The organism is Pseudomonas sp. B21-051 (genome assembly GCF_024748795.1).
In the GTDB taxonomy this organism is placed as follows: domain Bacteria; phylum Pseudomonadota; class Gammaproteobacteria; order Pseudomonadales; family Pseudomonadaceae; genus Aquipseudomonas; species Aquipseudomonas putida_A.
Window position 1 is genome coordinate 5205174 of record NZ_CP087166.1, and the last position, 18542, is coordinate 5223715.

The window sequence follows — 18542 nt, forward strand, 5'->3', positions numbered from 1 at the left end:
TGATCTTGCCTTTAAAAAGATCAGGATCAAAAGATCGTCCGATCGCGGCCCGAGCCTGCGGCAGCTCCTACAGGGGATTTGTGTGAAATCAGAAACCCTGCGGGGTTGCGCGGGCGACGATGGCTTCGACGTCCAGTCCGCGCGGCAAGGCGCCGTAGACCCGGCCGCCACCGCTCAAGCGGCTGGCAATGAACGCATCGCTGACCGCCGAGTTGCCGGCCTCCAGCAATAGCTTGGCCTGCAAACCGAGCGCGATGTCTTCGGTGAGTTGCCGCGCCCGATACTGAATGTCGCTGGTGTCCTTGAACTGCGCCTGCAACTGCTGGATATGCGCGGCCAGGCGCTTGTCGCCGTGCCCGTCACCCAACTCGCTGAACAACACATCGAGCACACCCGGCTCCTTCGACAATGCCCGCAACACGTCGAGGCACTGCACATTCCCCGAGCCTTCCCACGTCGAGTTGACCGGCGCTTCGCGATACAGCCGTGGCAGGATGCTCTCCTCGACATAACCGGCACCGCCCATGCACTCGGCGGCTTCGTTGATCATTCCGGGGGCACGTTTGCAGATCCAGTATTTGCCCACCGCCGTCACCAGACGGGCGAATTGTGCTTCGTGGCGGTCATCCAGATGATCCAGCGCCTTGCCCATGCGCAGGCTCAGGGCCAGTGCGGCCTCGCTTTCCAGTGCGAGATCGGCCAGCACGTTCTGCATCAACGGCTGTTCGCTGAGCAATTTGCCGCCGACCTTGCGATGCGCGCAGTGGTGGCTGGCCTGAGTCAGCGCCTGACGCATCAGCGAGCTGGAGCCGACCATGCAATCGAAACGGGTCATCGCCACCATCTCGATGATGGTCGGAACACCGCGCCCTTCTTCGCCGACCATCCACGCCAGCGCGCCACGGAATTCAACTTCGCTGGAAGCGTTGGACTGATTGCCGAGTTTGTTTTTCAGGCGCTGGATGTAGAACTGATTGCGCGTGTCGTCCGGGCGGTGGCGCGGCAGCAGGAAGCAGGTCAGGCCCTTGTCGGTCTGCGCCAGCGTCAGGAATGCATCGCACATAGGCGCCGAGCAGAACCACTTGTGCCCGACCAGTTCATAGGCCTGGCCCGGGCCACTGGCGCCGACCGGATAGGCCTTGGTGGTATTGGCCCGCACGTCGGTGCCGCCCTGTTTCTCGGTCATCGCCATGCCGATGGTCACGCCGGCCTTGTGCGCCATGCCGACGTTGCGCGGGTCGTATTCGGTGGCGAGGATTTTCGGCAGCCACTGTTCGGCCAGATCCGGCTGCAAGCGCATGGCAGGGACGCTGGCGAAGGTCATGGTCAACGGGCAACCGCTACCGGCCTCGGCCTGGCTGTGCAGATAGCTCATCGAGGCGCGGGCGACATGCGCGCCATCCTGCGGATGAGTCCAGGGTGATGAGGTCAGGCCATGTTCGATCGCGGTGCGCATCAGCTCGTGATAAGCAGGATGAAACTCCACCAAGTCGATGCGATGACCGTAGCGGTCATGACTGACGAACACCGGTTTGTTCTGATTGGCAAGGAACCCGGCCTCCATCAACGGCCCGCCGGCCAGCGCACCGTAGGCATCGATCCGCGACTCGGCCCACCCGGCGCCAAAGCGGCGCGACCACTCCTGCAATGGCAGGTCGATGCGGTACAGGTTGGCACCGTCCAGCGACGGTGGCTGGTTGGTGACTTCGTGGGTTTCGGCGAACTGATGCAGGTTCATGACGGGGCTCCTTTGGTCAGCCAATGAATCCAGTTAAGCACCGGCCCGTGGCTGATCAAAGTGTCATATGCGCCGAACTGTCGGCGCTTTCACCCTATTACGCGCTGAGCACCCGACGCTCCAGCGCCGTCTGCAGGTCTTCGAATTTCACCGGTTTGTTCAGGTAATCGATGCGCGGACCCGGCGCGCAGTGCTCGCGATCCGTGCCCAGCGCCAGCATGAACACCGGCAGATTGGCGCAGCCGGGCAACGCATGAATCTGGCAGCACAACGACGCGCCTTCATGATTGGGCAACTGGCAATCAATCAGCACCGCGTCGAAGGTTTCCCGTTGCAGACAGTCCAGCGCCGCCATGCCGTTGTCCGCAGTGCGTACGCGAAACCCCAGTTTGAGCAGCATGCCGCGCATCACCAGTTGATTGACGCTGTTGTCGTCCACCAACAAGACCGTGCAGTCCTGCGGTGCACGGCTGCGCTCATGCAGCGCTTGCGGGGTTGGCGCCGCTTCGACCTGCGGCAGTTCGAACTCGACATCCAGTTGAAAACGGCTGCCGCTGCCAGGCTGGGAGCGGTGAGTCAGCTTGCCGCCGAGCAGTTCCACCAGTTGCCGACAGATCGCCAGCCCCACCCCCAGCCCGCCGTATTCGCGGGTCATCGAGCCGTCGAGCTGGAAGAAGCGCTGATACATCGTCGCCTCGCCCAGATCGGTGAAACCGATGCCGGTGTCGATCACCGCAAACGACAGCGCCAGGCGATTCTCCGCCGCCGGCTTGCCCGTCACCCGCAGCGCCAGACCACCGACCCGGGTGAACTTGATCGCGTTGTCCAGCAGGCACTCCAGGCATTGCGCCAGTTTTGCGCTGTCGCCGTGCAAGCGATCCGGCAGGGTCGGCAGCACCTCGACCTTGAAGTCCAGCGACTTGCTCGCCGCGTTGCCGTCGAACTGCACGCGCAAGGCCTCGACCACCGCGCGCAGGCTGAAGCTGCCCGGCGTCGCCTTAAGCTTGCCGGCCTGCAGTTCGGTGAGGGTGAGGATGCCGTTGACCATGCGCATCATGTCCCGGGCGGAGCCGGCGGCGGTTTGCTGGTATTGCTCCAGTTCAGGCTCCAGCTCGACGGTCTGCATCAGTTCCAGCGAACCGATCACCCCGTTCATCGGCGTGCGCAACTCGTGGGTCAGGGTCGCGAGGAATTCATCCTTGAGCTTGTTGCTGTGGGCCAGTTGCTGGTTGAGCACTTCGAGCTTCTGCCCGGCATCGAACAGGGTTTGCGCCTGTTGTTCGCGCATGGCGTTGATGCGATCGGCCAGCGCCAGCGACAGCAGCGCGACTTCGATCGCCGAACCGATCTGACTGGCGTACATGGTCAGGAACACGTTCGGCAGCAGGCCCAGCACCATCAGCGTATTGACGATGCCGCCGAGCAGGAACGCCGACCAGGCAATAATGAAATAACGCGCCACCCGCAGGCCACGCCACCAGGCGAGAATCCCCGCAGCGAAGATCACCACGGTGAACACCAGCGCCAACAGAGTTGCCAGGCGCAGCGACAAGGCGTAACTGGTCATCAGCGACAGCCCGACCACCAGCGCGCCGAACGCGATCAGGGCGATCAGCAGATAGTCGAGCCAGCGGCTGTGGGTTCTGGTCTGCAGGAAACTGCGGGCGAACTGGCTGCCGAACAGCCCGGCACAGCCGATGAAAAACGGTGTGGCGGCGTTGGCCCACCACGGATTGTCCGGCCAGAAATATTCGACCGCCGCGCCGTTGACCGACAGTTGATAAAGGCCGAACGAGGCGATGTAAAAGATGTAATAGAGGTAGCTGGTGTCGCGCACGCTCAGGTAGATGAACAAGTTGTAGACCAGCATCCCCAGCAACACGCCATAGATGATCCCCAGCACATACAGGCGCACCGGCTGGTCTTCGAGGTACGCGGTGCTCGACCATAACGTCACCGGTGCCTGGATCGAACCCTCACTGGCGAGGCGCAGGTACACGGTTTTTTGCTGGTCAGGGGCGAAGGTCAGGTCGAACAGGTAATTGTTCTGCCGGATCTCGCGACTGGCAAACGGCAAGGCGTCGCCGGTCTGCCGGATCAGGCGGTAGTCGCCATTGGCATCGGCCATATAAAGGTCGAGATGATCGAGCGGCGGATACGCCAGTTCCAGCAGCCAGGTGCGCTGCGCGGCCGGGTTGTTCGGACGGTAATGCAGGTCGATCTTCAGCCAGAATGCCGAGCGCGAGTAACCGGCATTGAGCGTGGCTTTGTCATGGGGTTTGAAATTGCCCGCCGCCGCTTGAGCGCGGACGTCGGCGATGTTCGCCTGACCGCTCGGGTCTTCGAACACTTGCAAGGAGCGGCCCAGGGGAAGGCTCTGGGTATTTTCGTCGAACTCGACGGCGCTTGCGAGGAGGGGCAAGCAGAACAGCAACATCAGCAAATAGCGCATTGAAGCCCCAGCGTGGCTCGTCCGGTTGTGTCAGGAAGCCCCCCATTCCCTTTGAGTAGACGTAAAACCGGTATTACCTGTTATTGGTTTGGATCCAGACTAGCATAGCCGTTGATGGCCATTGAGCACCATCGAAATTTTTCCTACAAAGGCTCTAGAACGGGCGTTTCAGAGCAAAGCTGCGGGCTAGAGCTGTTGAGAAGGTCAGGAATTCAAAAAGATCGTCCGAACGCGGCCCGAGCCTGCGGCAGCTCCTACAGAGATCGCGTTTCCATGTAGGAGCTGCCGAAGGCTGCGATCTTTTGATCTTGCTTAGCCGGACTGAACCCCAAATTCAGCTTTGGTGGTAAGCTCGCGCACCATGAATATCTACAGCTCCCGCCCCGTTGTCCTCTGTCTCTCCGGCCACGACCCCAGTGGTGGCGCCGGCTTGCAGGCAGATATCGAAGCCTTGCTCGCGCAGGGTTGCCATGCGGCTCCGGCCGTCACCGCCCTGACCGTGCAAGACACTGTCAACGTCACTGACTTCCGCGTCCTCGACCGTGAGTGGGTACTGGCCCAGGCCAATGCCGTGCTCAACGACTCCGAAGTCGCTGCGGTCAAACTGGGCATGCTCGGTTCGCTGGAAATGGTCGACACAGTGGTCGAACTGCTTTCGGCGCACCCGCACCTGCCGGTGGTCTGCGACCCGGTGCTGCGTGCCGGCGGCGGCGGACGCCTGGGCAAGGATGAAGTCGGTTATGCGATGCGCGAGCGTCTGCTGCCGCTGTCGATCATTGCCACCCCCAACCTTCCCGAAGCGCGGATTCTCGCCGAACTGCCTGAAGGCACCGCGGATGAGTGCGCGGAAAAACTCCTGCCGTTCGTCAAAAACCTGCTGATCACCGGCGGCCATGGCGACGAAACTGAAATCCACAATCGGCTGTACAGCCGTGACGGCCTGCGTGAAACCTTCTATTGCCAGCGTTTGCCGGGCAGTTATCACGGTTCCGGCTGCACATTGGCCAGCGCCCTCGCCGGTCGGCTGGCCCAGGGTGAAAACCTCGCCAGCGCCGTGCGTACTGCACTGGATTACACCTGGCGCACCCTGCGCGATGCCGAACAACTGGGCAAAGGCCAGTTCGTGCCGCGTCGCCTGCCGCTGGATTTTTGCTCGTAACGTCGTGAGGTCTGCCTGATGAAACTACGTGGCCTGTACGCCATCACCGACAGCCAATTACTGGCGGGCAAGTTTCTGTCTTATGTAGAGGCGGCGCTGGAAGGCGGCGTCACCCTGCTGCAATACCGCGACAAAAGCAGCGACGAGGCCCGCCGTCTGCGTGAGGCCGAAGCGCTGCGTGACCTGTGCGAGCGCTACAAGACGCAGTTGATCATCAATGATGACGCCGAACTGGCCGCGCGCCTCAACGTCGGCGTGCACCTGGGGCAGACCGATGGCCCGCTGTCGCCGACCCGCGCCCTGCTTGGCTCCAAGGCCATCATCGGGTCGACCTGCCATGCGCAGCTCGAACTGGCTGAACAGGCCGCCAAAGAGGGCGCGAGTTATGTCGCCTTCGGTCGCTTCTTCAATTCCAGCACCAAACCCGGCGCGCCAAGCTGCAGCCTCGATCTGCTCGACGAGGCCAAACGCAAGCTGCATCTGCCGGTCTGCGCGATTGGCGGCATCACCCTCGACAACGCCGCGCCGCTGGTGGCCCACGGGGTCGACCTGCTGGCGGTGGTCCACGGTTTGTTCGGTGCCCAGAGCACCGCCGAAGTGACCCGCCGCGCCCGCGCCTTCAACGAACTTCTGAAAATCTGATTTGAGAGCCCGATCATGTCTCGTTCCGAAACCCTGTTTGCCAATGCCCAGAAACACATTCCCGGTGGCGTGAACTCGCCGGTTCGCGCGTTCAAGAGCGTGGGCGGCACACCGCTGTTCTTCAAGCATGCCGAAGGCGCCTACGTCACTGACGAAGACGACAAGCGTTATGTGGATTACGTCGGTTCGTGGGGGCCGATGATCCTCGGCCACAGCCACCCGGACGTGCTCGACGCAGTGCGCAATCAACTGCAACACGGCCTGTCCTACGGCGCGCCGACCGCGATGGAAACCGAGATGGCCGATCTGGTCTGCTCGCTGGTGCCGTCGATGGACATGGTGCGCATGGTCAGCTCCGGCACCGAAGCGACCATGAGTGCGATTCGTCTGGCCCGTGGCTACACCGGTCGTGACAGCATCATCAAGTTCGAAGGCTGTTACCACGGTCACTCTGACAGCCTGCTGGTCAAGGCCGGCTCCGGTGCGTTGACTCAAGGCGTGCCGAGCTCTGCCGGTGTACCTGCAGCGTTCGCCAAACACACCCTGACCCTGCCGTTCAACGACATCGACGCCGTGGAGAAGATGCTCGCCGAAGTCGGTCAGGACGTCGCCTGCATCATCGTCGAGCCAGTCGCTGGCAACATGAACTGCGTGCCGCCGGCACCGGGTTTCCTCGAAGGCCTGCGTTCGCTGTGCGACAAGCATGGCGTGGTGCTGATTTTCGACGAAGTGATGACCGGTTTCCGTGTTGCCCTCGGCGGTGCCCAGGCGCACTACGGCGTAACCCCGGATCTGACCACTTTCGGCAAGATCATCGGCGGCGGCATGCCGGTCGGCTGCTTCGGCGGCAAGCGCGAAATCATGGAACGCATCGCGCCACTGGGCCCGGTGTATCAGGCGGGCACCCTGTCGGGTAACCCGCTGGCGATGGCCGCCGGTCTGACCACGCTGCGTCTGATCAGCCGTCCGGGTTTCCACGCCGAGCTGACCGACTACACCACGCGCCTGCTCGACGGCCTGCAACAGCGCGCCGATGCCGCGGGCATTCCGTTCGTGACCACGCAAGCGGGTGGCATGTTCGGCCTGTACTTCAGCGGCGCCGACGACATCGTCACCTTTGAAGACGTGATGGCCAGCGACGCAGCACTGTTCGGTCGCTTCTTCCACCTGATGCTGGAAGGCGGCGTGTACCTGGCACCGAGTGCATTCGAAGCCGGTTTCACCTCGATCGCCCACGGCGAAGCCGAGCTGAAAATCACCCTGGACGCTGCCGAACGTGCCTTCGCTGCACTGAAGTAATCGCCGTACCGCTGACGTTGGCCATGGCCAGCGTCAGCTTTCACCTACACCCACGCCGTTTTTCCCACGCCTCTGCTAAAAATCCGCCGGAAAGTGGCCGATATATTCCCCGCGCAGCAGAAAAACGAGTAAAGACTTTGTAAGGTTGGCCCTGCTTATTTCATAATGCGCGCTTATTGGATCCCTCGATGGGTCCGCGTGCCCTTCAGAGGTAAGTCGATTCCCATGAACCGCACCGGCCGCACCCTTGCCTTGGGCTGCCTGTTGCTCCTTCAGCCCCTGCTCGCGCATGCACAAGCAGGCGGCAACTCGTTGTTGATCCCGGCGATGGGTCGTTGCACCCTCAACACTCAGCCGCAAGACGTCACGCAGGCACTGGCCGCCTGCCAGAAAGCGGCGGATGAAGGGGATGCGCAAGCGCAATACGAGTTGGGTGAGTTCTACTACGACGGCAAGAATGCGCCCCGCGACCTCAATCAAGCCCTGAGCTATTTCGAAAAGGCCTCGTTGCAAGGCCATGCTCAGGCGCAGTTCAAGCTCGGCACCATGTTCTTCCACGGCGAAGGCGTGCAGGCCAACAACATTCAGGCGTACATCGTGCTGAAGATGGCCGCGGTCAACGGCGCCGAAGACGCGCTGGACACTGCCGACGAAGTCTCCGAAAAAATGTCCCGCGAAGATCTCGAAACCGCGACCCAGGTGCTCGGGCAAATTTTCCGTAAATACCTGATGGAACTGCAGAGCGCAGATGGGCGTACGCCGTTTTCGCCGCTTCCCTGATTTCTGCTTTGCTTTGACTATCCCCATTCGCGAGCAGGCTCGCTCCCACATTTGATCTCCAGCGCTGCGAAGATCTTTTGTGGGAGCGAGCCTGCTCGCGAAGGGGGCGACGCGGTTCTGAGCCCTACTTCTCAGGCATCGGCATCGGAAACGGCATCACATTGCCGACCGCGCCACGGGCTTCGCTGATTTTCGGGGTGCCCAGACGTTCCACCTCGTCGATGCGCACGATCGAATGCATCGGCACAAAGCTGCGCACCACACCTTCGAACTGCGCCTTGAGCTTCTCTTCGCTCGGATCGACCACCACTTGCGTGCGCTCGCCAAAGACGAACTCTTCCACTTCCAGAAAGCCCCACAGATCACTTTGATAGATCTGCTTGGCGTACATTTCGAACACCTGGCCCTGGTTGAGGAAAATCACCTTATAGATTGGAGCTTCGCGTTTGGTCATGGCGGGGGGATAACATCGGGGATAAAAATGAGGGCGCAAACTATAGCATAGCCGCCGGACGCACAGCGGTAGGAACCTGAGGGCTTGTTCCCTATAATGCGCGGTTCTTTGAATCAGGTGACGACCTTACTCCATGGCCAAGAAGCTTTACATCGAAACCCACGGTTGCCAGATGAACGAGTACGACAGCTCGCGCATGGTCGATCTGCTGGGCGAACATCAGGCCCTGGAAGTCACCGCCCGCGCCGAAGACGCCGACGTGATTCTGCTCAACACCTGCTCGATCCGCGAACGTGCACAGGACCGGGTGTACTCGCAGCTCGGCCGCTGGCGCGAATTGAAACTGGCCAACCCGGACATGGTGATCGCCGTCGGCGGATGCGTGGCCAGCCAGGAAGGTGCGGCGATCCGTGATCGCGCGCCGTATGTCGACGTGGTCTTCGGCCCGCAGACCCTGCACCGTCTGCCGGAAATGATCGATGCCGCACGCAGCAGCAAGTTGCCGCAGGTCGACGTGTCGTTCCCGGAAATCGAAAAATTCGACCACTTGCCCGAGCCACGCATCGACGGCCCGAGCGCTTACGTGTCGGTGATGGAAGGCTGCAGCAAATACTGCACGTTCTGCGTGGTGCCCTACACCCGTGGCGAAGAAGTCAGCCGGCCGTTCGATGACGTGATTGCCGAGATCATCCACCTCGCCGAGAACGGCGTGCGTGAAGTGACCTTGCTCGGGCAGAACGTCAACGGTTATCGCGGTACGACTCATGACGGTCGCCTGGCCGATCTGGCCGAGCTGATCCGCGTGGTCGCCGCTGTCGACGGCATCGACCGCATCCGCTACACCACTTCGCACCCGCTGGAGTTCTCCGACAGCCTGATCCAGGCCCACGCCGAAGTGCCGGAGCTGGTCAAACACCTGCACTTGCCGGTGCAGTCGGGTTCCGACCGGATCCTCGCGGCGATGAAGCGCAACCACACCGCGCTGGAGTACAAATCCAAGCTGCGCAAACTGCGCGCTGCCGTACCGGGGATCTGCATCAGCTCGGACTTCATCGTTGGCTTCCCCGGCGAGACCGAAAAAGATTTCGAGCAGACCATGAAGCTGATTGCCGACGTCGGTTTCGACTTCTCCTATTCCTTCGTCTACAGCCAGCGCCCGGGCACCCCGGCGGCCGATCTGGCCGACGACACTCCGGAAGAGCTGAAAAAAGAACGCCTGAACGCCTTGCAGCATCGTTTGAATCAGCAAGGGTTCGAGATCAGCCGACAAATGGTCGGCTCGATCCAGCGCATTCTGGTCACCGACTATTCGAAGAAGGACCCGGGCGAGCTGCAAGGGCGCACCGAGAATAATCGTATCGTCAACTTCCGCTGCGATAATCCGACTCTGATCGGCCAGTTCGCCGACGTGCACATCGACGCGGCGCAACCGCACTCGCTACGCGGCTCGCTGATCCAATAACACCGCATATCCCTGTGGGAGCGAGCCTGCTCGCGAAAGCGGTCTGTCAGACACCTCAATGTTGAATGTGTCGCCGCCTTCGCGAGCAGGCTCGCTCCCACAGGTACAGCGCCAGGGGCATGAATCGGGCGAGTTCATATAAGAGCTTTCGCACCCACGCCACTGGCGTTATCCTTGATTTCATCTTAATTGCCCCAGGGCGGCTAAATACGACCTTGAACGCACCCATAGAACCACATCGTTTTATCCTCGAGCCCTTTGAGGCTCGCCGCTTCGCCAATCTGTGCGGGCAATTCGACGAGCATCTGCGCTTGATCGAACAGCGCCTGGCCATCGAGATCCGCAATCGCGGAAACCAGTTCGAATTGATCGGCGACCCCAAGCACACCAATTCTGCGGAAAACCTGCTGCGCCGCCTGTACCGCGAAACCAAGGGTACCGAGCTGTCGCCGGACATGGTGCACCTGTTCCTTCAGGAGTCGGCTGTCGTCGAACTGGACAACCACGCCCCCGCCGAAGCCTCCGTCGCTCTGCGCACCAAGAAAGGCATGATTCGCCCACGCGGCCTGAATCAACTGCGCTACGTGAAGGAAATTCTCGGCAACGACATCAACTTCGGCATTGGTCCGGCCGGTACCGGCAAGACCTATCTGGCCGTGGCTTGCGCCGTTGATGCCCTGGAGCGCGAGCAGATCCGCCGCATCCTGCTGGTGCGTCCGGCGGTTGAAGCCGGTGAAAAGCTCGGCTTCCTGCCCGGTGATCTGAGCCAGAAGATCGACCCGTACCTGCGCCCGCTGTACGACGCCCTCTACGAAATGCTCGGCTTCGAATACGTGGCCAAACTGATCGAACGTCAGGTGATCGAAGTCGCGCCGCTGGCCTACATGCGCGGTCGTACGCTGAACAACAGCTTCATCATCCTCGACGAAAGCCAGAACACCACCGTCGAGCAGATGAAGATGTTCCTGACCCGGATCGGCTTCGGCTCCACCGCGGTCATCACCGGCGACATCACCCAGGTCGACCTGCCGCGCGGCACCAAGTCCGGGCTGCACCATGTGATCGAAGTGCTCAAGGACGTTCCGGGCATCAGCTTCACCCATTTCCAGCCCAAAGACGTTGTACGTCACCCGTTGGTGCAGCGGATCGTCGAGGCCTACGAGCGCTTCGAGACCCGTGCCGAAGTCGCCAAGGAAACCTCGCGCGATGCTTGAGCTGGATCTGCAAATCGCTACCGAAGCGAACGCCCCGAGTGAAGCCGAGTTCCGCCAATGGTGCGAACTGGCCCTGCGCCAGCGCAGCGCCGACTCGGAAATGACCATTCGTCTGGTCGACGAGGAAGAAGGTCGCGAACTCAATCACACCTGGCGCCACAAGGATTACGCGACCAACGTCCTGTCGTTCCCGGCGGAAGTCCCGGACGAGTTTCTCAACATCCCGCTGCTCGGCGATCTGGTGATCTGCGTGGCGGTGGTCGAGCGCGAAGCTGCCGAACAAGGCAAGGAACTCCAGGCCCATTGGGCACATCTAGTCATTCACGGCTGCTTGCATCTGCTCGGTTACGACCATATAGATGACGACGAAGCCGAAGAAATGGAAGCACTGGAACGCGAGTTGCTTGCCGAACTGGGCTACCCCGATCCGTACGCGGACGACGAAACCGAAACATCCCCTATCGTTACAACAAAGGATTCAGAGTAATCGCTATGAGCGAAGATCGATCGAGCAACGGGCAGAAGTCATGGCTGGGTAAACTGACCCAGGCTTTTGCCCACGAGCCGAAGAACCGTCAGGAGCTGCTTGAGCTGCTGCGTGATGCACATCAGAACAAACTGCTGGACAGCGAAGCGCTGGCCATCGTCGAAGGCGCCATTCAGGTGGCTGACCTGCAAGTACGCGACATCATGGTGCCGCGCTCGCAGATGATCAGCATCAAGGCGACCCAGACCCCTCGTGAATTCCTGCCCGCCGTGCTCGACTCGGCGCACTCGCGCTATCCGGTCATCGGCGAAAGCCACGACGACGTGATGGGCGTGTTGCTGGCCAAGGATCTGCTGCCGCTGATCCTCAAGGAGAACGGCGACAGCTTCAACATCAAGGACCTGCTGCGCCCGGCCACCTTCGTGCCCGAGTCCAAGCGTCTGAACGTGTTGCTGCGTGAATTCCGCGCCAACCACAACCACATGGCCATCGTCATCGACGAATACGGCGGCGTCGCCGGGCTGGTGACGATTGAAGACGTGCTGGAACAGATCGTCGGCGACATCGAAGACGAGCACGACGTCGAAGAAGACAGCTACATCAAGCCGCTGCCCAGCGGTGACTTCCTGATCAAGGCCCTGACACCGATCGAGAACTTCAACGAGTTCTTCGACAGCGAATTCTCCGACGACGAGTTCGACACCGTCGGCGGCCTGGTGATGAGCGCGTTCGGGCACTTGCCAAAACGCAACGAAATCACTGAAATCGGCGCCTATCGTTTCCGCATCCTGAACGCCGACAGCCGTCGGATTCATTTGCTGCGACTGACACCCATCGCCCGGTAATCATTAAGGATTGGGGTATGTCATCAGCTATTTCCTGCATCGCGTTGCGCCTGAAAGCGGGCCAGGCAAGGCGCAGTCCGCAGGGAATGGCATTCCCTTTCCAAGGACTGCAACGCAGCATGGCCCGCTTTCAGGCGTAACCCGGAGGGCCGGGCCTGCTGTTACGCAGGGCTGCGTTGCTCGTCGTTCATTTGAAAAACCAAACTTCACTCCTCGCGCCTTGCCCTGCGTAACAGCAGACCCGGCGCGATACAGGAAATAGCTGATGACATACCCCCTGCGCTGGACAACCCGCCCCGGCTGGCCCGGTAACCTGCTGGCCGTGGCGGCCGGTGCAATCACCACCTTCGCCCTCGCCCCGTTCAACATCTGGCCGCTGGCTTTGCTCGCGGTCGGCCTGTTCTACGCCGGCCTGCGCGAGCTGAAACCGCGTCAGGCGCTGGGCCGTGGCTGGTGTTTCGGTTTCGGCCTGTTCGGCGCCGGCACCAGCTGGATCTACTACAGCATCCACCATTTCGGTGGCGCCTCGGTGCTGCTGGCCGGGTTCCTGATGCTGCTATTTACCGCTGCGATCGCGTTTTTCTTCGCCCTGCCCGCCTGGGTCTGGGCGCGCTGGTTGCGCCGCAATGAAGCACCGCTGGCCGATGCGCTGGCGTTTGCCGCGCTGTGGGTCGGCCAGGAAGCGTTTCGTGGCTGGTTCCTCACCGGTTTCCCGTGGCTCTACTCCGGCTACAGCCAGCTCGACGGCCCATTGGCCGGGCTCGCGCCGGTAGGCGGCATGTGGCTGGTGTCGTTCGTTCTGGCGCTGACTGCCGCGCTGATCTACAACGCACCGCGCCTGCTGCAATCCGGTCGCAAAGGCTTTATCGCGGCCGGTTTGGTGTTGCTGGTCGGGCCGTGGGTGGCAGGTATTGCGCTCAAGGGCCACGCCTGGACCAGTCCCTCCGGCCCGGCACTGAGCGTCGCCGCGATTCAGGGCAACGTCGAACAAAGCATGAAATGGGACCCGGCGCAGCTCAATGCGCAACTGGCGCTGTATCGCGACCTGAGCTTTCGCTCCAAACCCGTGGACCTGCTGATCTGGCCGGAGACCGCAGTACCGGTGCTCAAGGAGTCCGCCGAGGGCTACCTGAACATGATGGGCAACTTCGCCGCCGAGCGTAAATCGGCGCTGATCACCGGGGTGCCGATCCGCGAGACGGTCCGCCACGAAAAACGCTTCTTCAACGGCATCACCGTGGTAGGCGAAGGCGATGGCACCTACCTCAAGCAGAAACTGGTGCCGTTCGGTGAGTACGTACCGTTGCAGGATCTGCTGCGCGGCTTGATCGCGTTCTTTGACTTGCCAATGTCCGACTTCGCTCGCGGGCCGGCGGATCAGGCGTTGCTGCAGGCCAAGGGTTATCAGATCGCGCCATTCATCTGCTACGAAGTGGTGTACCCGGAGTTCGCTGCCAGTCTGTCGGCACGCAGCGATCTGCTGCTGACGATCAGCAACGACACCTGGTTCGGCACCTCGATCGGCCCGTTGCAGCACCTGCAAATGGCGCAAATGCGCGCACTTGAGGCAGGCCGCTGGATGATCCGTGCTACGAACAACGGCGTGACCGGACTGATCAACCCGTTCGGACAGATTACCGAGCAGATCCCGCAGTTCGAGCAGGGCATTCTGTATGGCGAAGTGGTGCCGATGCACAACCTGACGCCGTACCTGCAATGGCGCTCGTGGCCGCTGATCATCGTCTGTGTGCTGTTGTTTGGCTGGGCACTGATGGCGAGCCGGATGTCGAAAACACTTTAAAGCAAAAGATCGTCCGATCGCGGCCCGAGCCTGCGGCAGCTCCTACAAGGGGATTTGTGTTTTCCCTGTAGGAACTGCCGCAGGCTGCGATCTTTTGATCTTCAGCGGTAAAAAAGCGAATACCCCACCTGCCCCACCGCCTCATTCAGCAACTGCCCGCTCTGCCAGATCGACTTGAACTCCGGCAGCCAGCCACCAAACGGGCGCGCATTATCGGTTCCCAGAAACCCTACGGGCGCCGGCACCACTTCAAATCCTGCCTGCTGAAAACACCACACGGCGCGCGGCATGTGCCAGGCCTGCGTGACTACCACAACGCGCTTGATGCCTTGCGGCAACAAGATGTCGGCGCTGAATTTGGCATTTTCCCAAGTGGTACGGCTCTCGCCTTCCTGCCAACGCGTGGTCACGCCGAAATCATCGCGCAGCGAATCGGCCATCAGCTTCGCTTCCGTCGGCGGTGTGCCGTAATGCAAACCACCACTGGTCAGGATCGGCAACCCGGAGGCCTTGGCCAGCCGCGCGGCATAGCGCTGACGCTCCAGCCCCACGCCAGTCGGCTGATCCTCGCCCCAGGCCAGATCGCCGCGCTCGCGCCCGGAACCCAGCACCACAATGGCATCGGCGCGCTGCGCCAGCGCCGTCCACGCATCACGGGGTATTGGCGGTTCGCGCTCCAGCGCTTTGGCGCCACATTGCACCACCACCGGCAGGCTCATCAGCCAGAACCCAGCCAGGCCAAGGGCAAAACACAGGCCGGCCAGTCGTGGCCGGGAGCGGCGCAGCCACCAGGCGACCAGTAACAGCAGTAAAAGAATGCCAGGCGGCAATAGAAGTTGTTTGATGAAGTAACGCAAAGGCATCGGGGCATCTCCAGAGATGCCCGAAGCCTAAGAGTGTTAATGACACGTTACAACCGATAGGTAGGATCCTGTTGGAAAAGATCCGTTACTTGACCTGCCATGCGTTTATTTGGCCTGTACAGAACGAACCTTGACGGTGTCTCTGCCGGGCGCCTTGTCCTTGAGCCAGATGACCTTGGCCGATTGTGGTGCATCGAGCTGCTTCACTGCCTGTGACAAGCTGCCATGCGACTCACGTTCACTACGATCCAGATAGGCCTTGACCAGTTTGAACTCGGCGGGGCTCAAGCCACGCAATTCCAGTTCCACGGGGCGCTCGTCGCGCAGCCGGCCAGCGGTTTTTGCAGCGTCGAGCGCCATGCCCAGACGATCCATCAACCGTTCGTACAACTCGGGTTTCGTCACGTTTTTCTGCCGTTGCTCCACCATCCCTCACCTCATTGAAGATAAGACTCACTCCCCAATAAGAGCTTAGCTTCGCTGCACAAACCGGCTGAACGCCGCGACCAACGGCCCTCGCCACGGTTTTCCGGGGCCAGACAGCTGTAATCAGGGTTTCCCTAGGCCAAGCGCGGTCATGTATGCTACGGCGCTTCCTGTCATTCCACTTCCAGCCTGTCCGGAGCATCCCCGGAGGGCGCGTTGAAGAGGATTAGGCCACCCCTATCCAGTACAAAAGTAGCCATGCACGAACAATATCAGCCCCGTGAAATCGAAGCCGCCGCCCAGTCGTTCTGGGACGAGCAAAAGTCCTTTGAAGTCAGTGAACAACCAGGCAAGGAAACCTACTACTGCCTGTCGATGTTCCCTTACCCCAGCGGCAAGCTACACATGGGGCACGTGCGCAACTACACCATCGGCGACGTGATCTCCCGCTACCAGCGCATGCAAGGCAAGAACGTTCTGCAACCGATGGGTTGGGACGCCTTCGGCATGCCGGCGGAAAACGCCGCGATGAAGAACAACGTGGCGCCCGCCAAGTGGACCTACGAAAACATCGCCTACATGAAGTCCCAGCTGCGCAGCCTGGGCCTGGCGGTGGACTGGTCCCGTGAAGTGACCACCTGCAAGCCGGATTACTACCGCTGGGAACAATGGCTGTTCACTCGCCTGTTCGAAAAAGGCGTGATCTACCGCAAGAACGGCACCGTGAACTGGGACCCGGTCGACCAGACCGTACTGGCCAACGAACAGGTGATCGACGGTCGCGGCTGGCGCTCCGGCGCGCTGATCGAAAAGCGCGAAATCCCGATGTACTACTTCAAGATCACCGCTTACGCGGATGAGCTGCTGGAGAGCCTCGACGAACTGACTGGCTGGCCGGAACAGGTCAAGACCATGCAGCGCAACTGGATCGGCAAGTCCCGCGGCATGGAAGTGCAGTTCCCGTACAACGTCGATTCGATCGGCGAAGCAGGCACCCTCAAGGTCTTCACCACCCGTCCGGACACCCTGATGGGCGCGACCTACGTTGCGGTGGCGGCGGAGCACCCGCTGGCCACCCAGGCAGCGCAGAACAACCCTGAGCTGCAAGCGTTCATCGCCGAATGCAAGGGCGGCAGCGTCGCTGAAGCGGACGTCGCCACTCAAGAGAAAAAAGGCCTGCCGACCGGCCTGTTCGTCGAGCACCCGCTGACCGGTGAAAAACTCCCGGTCTGGGTCGCCAACTACGTGCTGATGCATTACGGTGACGGCGCCGTGATGGCGGTTCCGGCGCACGACGAGCGTGATTTCGAATTCGCCCACAAGTACAACCTGCCGGTCAAATCGGTGGTGCGCACCAGCTCCGGTGATACCAACCCGGCTCCGTGGCAAGACGCCTACGGCGAGCACGGCACGCTGATCAACTCCGGCGAGTTCGACGGCCTGGACTTCACCGGCGCCTTCGACGCCATGGAAGTCGCCCTGATCAAGAAAAACCTCGGCGCCTCGCGTACCCAGTTCCGCCTGCGCGACTGGGGCATCAGCCGTCAGCGCTACTGGGGTTGCCCGATCCCGATCATCCACTGCGCCACGTGCGGTGACGTGCCGGTGCCGGAAGACCAGTTGCCGGTAGTTCTGCCGGAAGACGTGGTGCCGGACGGCGCCGGTTCGCCGCTGGCGCGCATGCCGGAATTCTACGAGTGCAGCTGCCCGAAATGCGGCCAGCCTGCCAAGCGTGAAACCGACACCATGGACACCTTCGTCGAGTCCTCGTGGTACTACGCCCGTTACGCCTCGCCGCACTTTGAAGGTGGCCTGGTGGAAAAATCCGCGGCCGACCACTGGCTGCCGGTGGATCAGTACATCGGTGGTATCGAACACGCCATTCTTCACCTGCTGTACGCGCGCTTCTTCCACAAGCTGATGCGTGACGAAGGTCTGGTCAGCTCCAACGAGCCGTTCAAGAACCTGCTGACCCAGGGCATGGTGATCGCCGAGACTTACTATCGCCGCGAAGCCAATGGTGCCTACACCTGGTTCAACCCGGCGGACGTGGAACTGGAGCGTGACAGCAAGGCCAAGGTCATCAGCGCCAAACTGAAATCCGACGGCTTGCCGGTGGAGATCGGTGGCACCGAGAAAATGGCCAAGTCCAAGAACAACGGCGTCGACCCACAGTCGATGATCGATCAGTTCGGTGCCGACACCTGCCGCCTGTTCATGATGTTCGCCTCGCCGCCGGACATGAGCGCCGAATGGTCGGACTCCGGCGTTGAAGGCTCGCACCGGTTCCTCAAGCGCGTCTGGCGTCTGGCGCAGGCCCACGTCACCCAGGGCCTGCCGGGCAAGCTGGACATCGCCGGCCTGAATGACGAGCAGAAAGCCGTGCGCCGCGCCATCCACCTGGCCATCAAACAGGCCAGCCACGACGTCGGCCAGAACCACAAATTCAACACCGCCATCGCTCAGGTGATGACGCTGATGAACGTGCTGGAAAAAGCTGCGCAAGGCACCGAACAGGACCGCGCGCTGATTCACGAAGGTCTGGAAGCCGTGACGTTGCTGCTGGCTCCGATCACGCCGCACATCAGCCATGAGCTGTGGAATCAACTGGGCCACGCTGACCCGGTGATTGATGCGGGTTGGCCTGCGGTCGATGAAAGCGCACTGGTACAGGACAGCCTGCAACTGGTCATTCAAGTGAATGGCAAGCTGCGTGGCCAGATCGAAATGCCGGCCAGCGCCACCCGCGAAGAAGTCGAAGCGGCTGCCCGCGCCAACGAAAACGTGCTGCGTTTCGTCGACGGTCTGACCATTCGCAAAGTGATCGTTGTACCGGGAAAACTGGTCAACATCGTCGCCAGCTAAATTGGATTGGGCGTCAGGTTCGCCTGACGCACTGTAAAACCTTTCGGGCCGCAGG

Annotated in this window: 15 protein-coding genes; 10 read left to right on the forward strand and 5 right to left on the reverse strand. The window is 61.3% G+C overall.

Annotation, left to right across the window (positions count from 1 at the left end; genetic code table 11):
• Positions 1-88: 88 nt before the first annotated feature.
• Both LOY52_RS23425 and LOY52_RS23430 read right to left on the reverse strand, forming a co-directional pair.
• Positions 89-1738 (reverse strand): acyl-CoA dehydrogenase family protein, encoded by a 1650-nt coding sequence (locus LOY52_RS23425; RefSeq protein ID WP_258676222.1) that lies wholly within the window; start codon positions 1736-1738, stop codon positions 89-91.
• 97 nt (positions 1739-1835) lie between these two features.
• Positions 1836-4190: a hybrid sensor histidine kinase/response regulator gene (locus LOY52_RS23430; protein ID WP_258676229.1), complete on the reverse strand. Its 2355-nt coding sequence runs from the start codon at positions 4188-4190 to the stop codon at positions 1836-1838.
• 361 nt (positions 4191-4551) lie between these two features.
• Between LOY52_RS23430 and LOY52_RS23435 the strand changes: the two genes are divergently transcribed.
• The 4 genes from LOY52_RS23435 to LOY52_RS23450 all read left to right on the forward strand — a co-directional run bounded on the left by LOY52_RS23435 (position 4552) and on the right by LOY52_RS23450 (position 8070).
• The gene (locus tag LOY52_RS23435; protein ID WP_007960553.1) at positions 4552-5349 is read left to right on the forward strand and encodes a hydroxymethylpyrimidine/phosphomethylpyrimidine kinase; all 798 of its coding nucleotides are present in this window, start codon (positions 4552-4554) and stop codon (positions 5347-5349) included.
• Between the two features lie 18 nt (positions 5350-5367).
• The gene (gene thiE, locus LOY52_RS23440) at positions 5368-5991 is read left to right on the forward strand and encodes a thiamine phosphate synthase (protein WP_041065048.1); all 624 of its coding nucleotides are present in this window, start codon (positions 5368-5370) and stop codon (positions 5989-5991) included.
• Positions 5992-6006: 15 nt separating this feature from the next.
• The gene (gene hemL / locus LOY52_RS23445; protein WP_134787403.1) at positions 6007-7290 is read left to right on the forward strand and encodes a glutamate-1-semialdehyde 2,1-aminomutase; all 1284 of its coding nucleotides are present in this window, start codon (positions 6007-6009) and stop codon (positions 7288-7290) included.
• A gap of 225 nt (positions 7291-7515) precedes the next feature.
• The gene (locus tag LOY52_RS23450) at positions 7516-8070 is read left to right on the forward strand and encodes a tetratricopeptide repeat protein (protein WP_003228518.1); all 555 of its coding nucleotides are present in this window, start codon (positions 7516-7518) and stop codon (positions 8068-8070) included.
• Positions 8071-8194: 124 nt separating this feature from the next.
• On the opposite strand, the gene LOY52_RS23455 is transcribed toward LOY52_RS23450, so the two are convergent.
• Positions 8195-8524: a DUF1820 family protein gene (locus tag LOY52_RS23455; protein WP_003185742.1), complete on the reverse strand. Its 330-nt coding sequence runs from the start codon at positions 8522-8524 to the stop codon at positions 8195-8197.
• Between the two features lie 133 nt (positions 8525-8657).
• Here LOY52_RS23455 and miaB point away from each other — a divergent pair, with 133 nt between their 5' ends.
• The 5 genes from miaB to lnt all read left to right on the forward strand — a co-directional run bounded on the left by miaB (position 8658) and on the right by lnt (position 14333).
• Positions 8658-9986: a tRNA (N6-isopentenyl adenosine(37)-C2)-methylthiotransferase MiaB gene (gene miaB, locus LOY52_RS23460; RefSeq protein WP_064589373.1), complete on the forward strand. Its 1329-nt coding sequence runs from the start codon at positions 8658-8660 to the stop codon at positions 9984-9986.
• Between the two features lie 215 nt (positions 9987-10201).
• Positions 10202-11200: a PhoH family protein gene (locus LOY52_RS23465; RefSeq protein ID WP_258676246.1), complete on the forward strand. Its 999-nt coding sequence runs from the start codon at positions 10202-10204 to the stop codon at positions 11198-11200.
• A complete protein-coding gene (gene ybeY / locus LOY52_RS23470) occupies positions 11193-11687 on the forward strand; it encodes an rRNA maturation RNase YbeY (protein ID WP_258676252.1) in 495 nt (164 codons plus the stop codon). The genes LOY52_RS23465 and ybeY overlap by 8 nt, the downstream gene beginning before the upstream one ends.
• A gap of 5 nt (positions 11688-11692) precedes the next feature.
• Positions 11693-12532 (forward strand): HlyC/CorC family transporter, encoded by an 840-nt coding sequence (locus tag LOY52_RS23475; protein WP_003228526.1) that lies wholly within the window; start codon positions 11693-11695, stop codon positions 12530-12532.
• A gap of 277 nt (positions 12533-12809) precedes the next feature.
• Positions 12810-14333 (forward strand): apolipoprotein N-acyltransferase, encoded by a 1524-nt coding sequence (gene lnt, locus LOY52_RS23480; RefSeq protein ID WP_258680036.1) that lies wholly within the window; start codon positions 12810-12812, stop codon positions 14331-14333.
• Positions 14334-14434: 101 nt separating this feature from the next.
• On the opposite strand, the gene LOY52_RS23485 is transcribed toward lnt, so the two are convergent.
• Together LOY52_RS23485 and LOY52_RS23490 are read right to left on the reverse strand one after the other, a co-directional pair.
• On the reverse strand, positions 14435-15196 hold the full coding sequence (locus tag LOY52_RS23485) for a YdcF family protein (RefSeq protein ID WP_258676255.1): 762 nt from the start codon (positions 15194-15196) through the stop codon (positions 14435-14437).
• Positions 15197-15301: 105 nt separating this feature from the next.
• Positions 15302-15625, reverse strand: a complete 324-nt coding sequence (locus tag LOY52_RS23490; protein ID WP_095139203.1) for a hypothetical protein — start codon at positions 15623-15625, stop codon at positions 15302-15304.
• 255 nt (positions 15626-15880) lie between these two features.
• On the opposite strand from LOY52_RS23490, the gene leuS reads away from it, so the two are divergent.
• Complete coding sequence (leuS, locus tag LOY52_RS23495; RefSeq protein WP_108183903.1) at positions 15881-18487, forward strand: leucine--tRNA ligase; 2607 nt, start codon at positions 15881-15883, stop codon at positions 18485-18487.
• Positions 18488-18542: the final 55 nt, after the last annotated feature.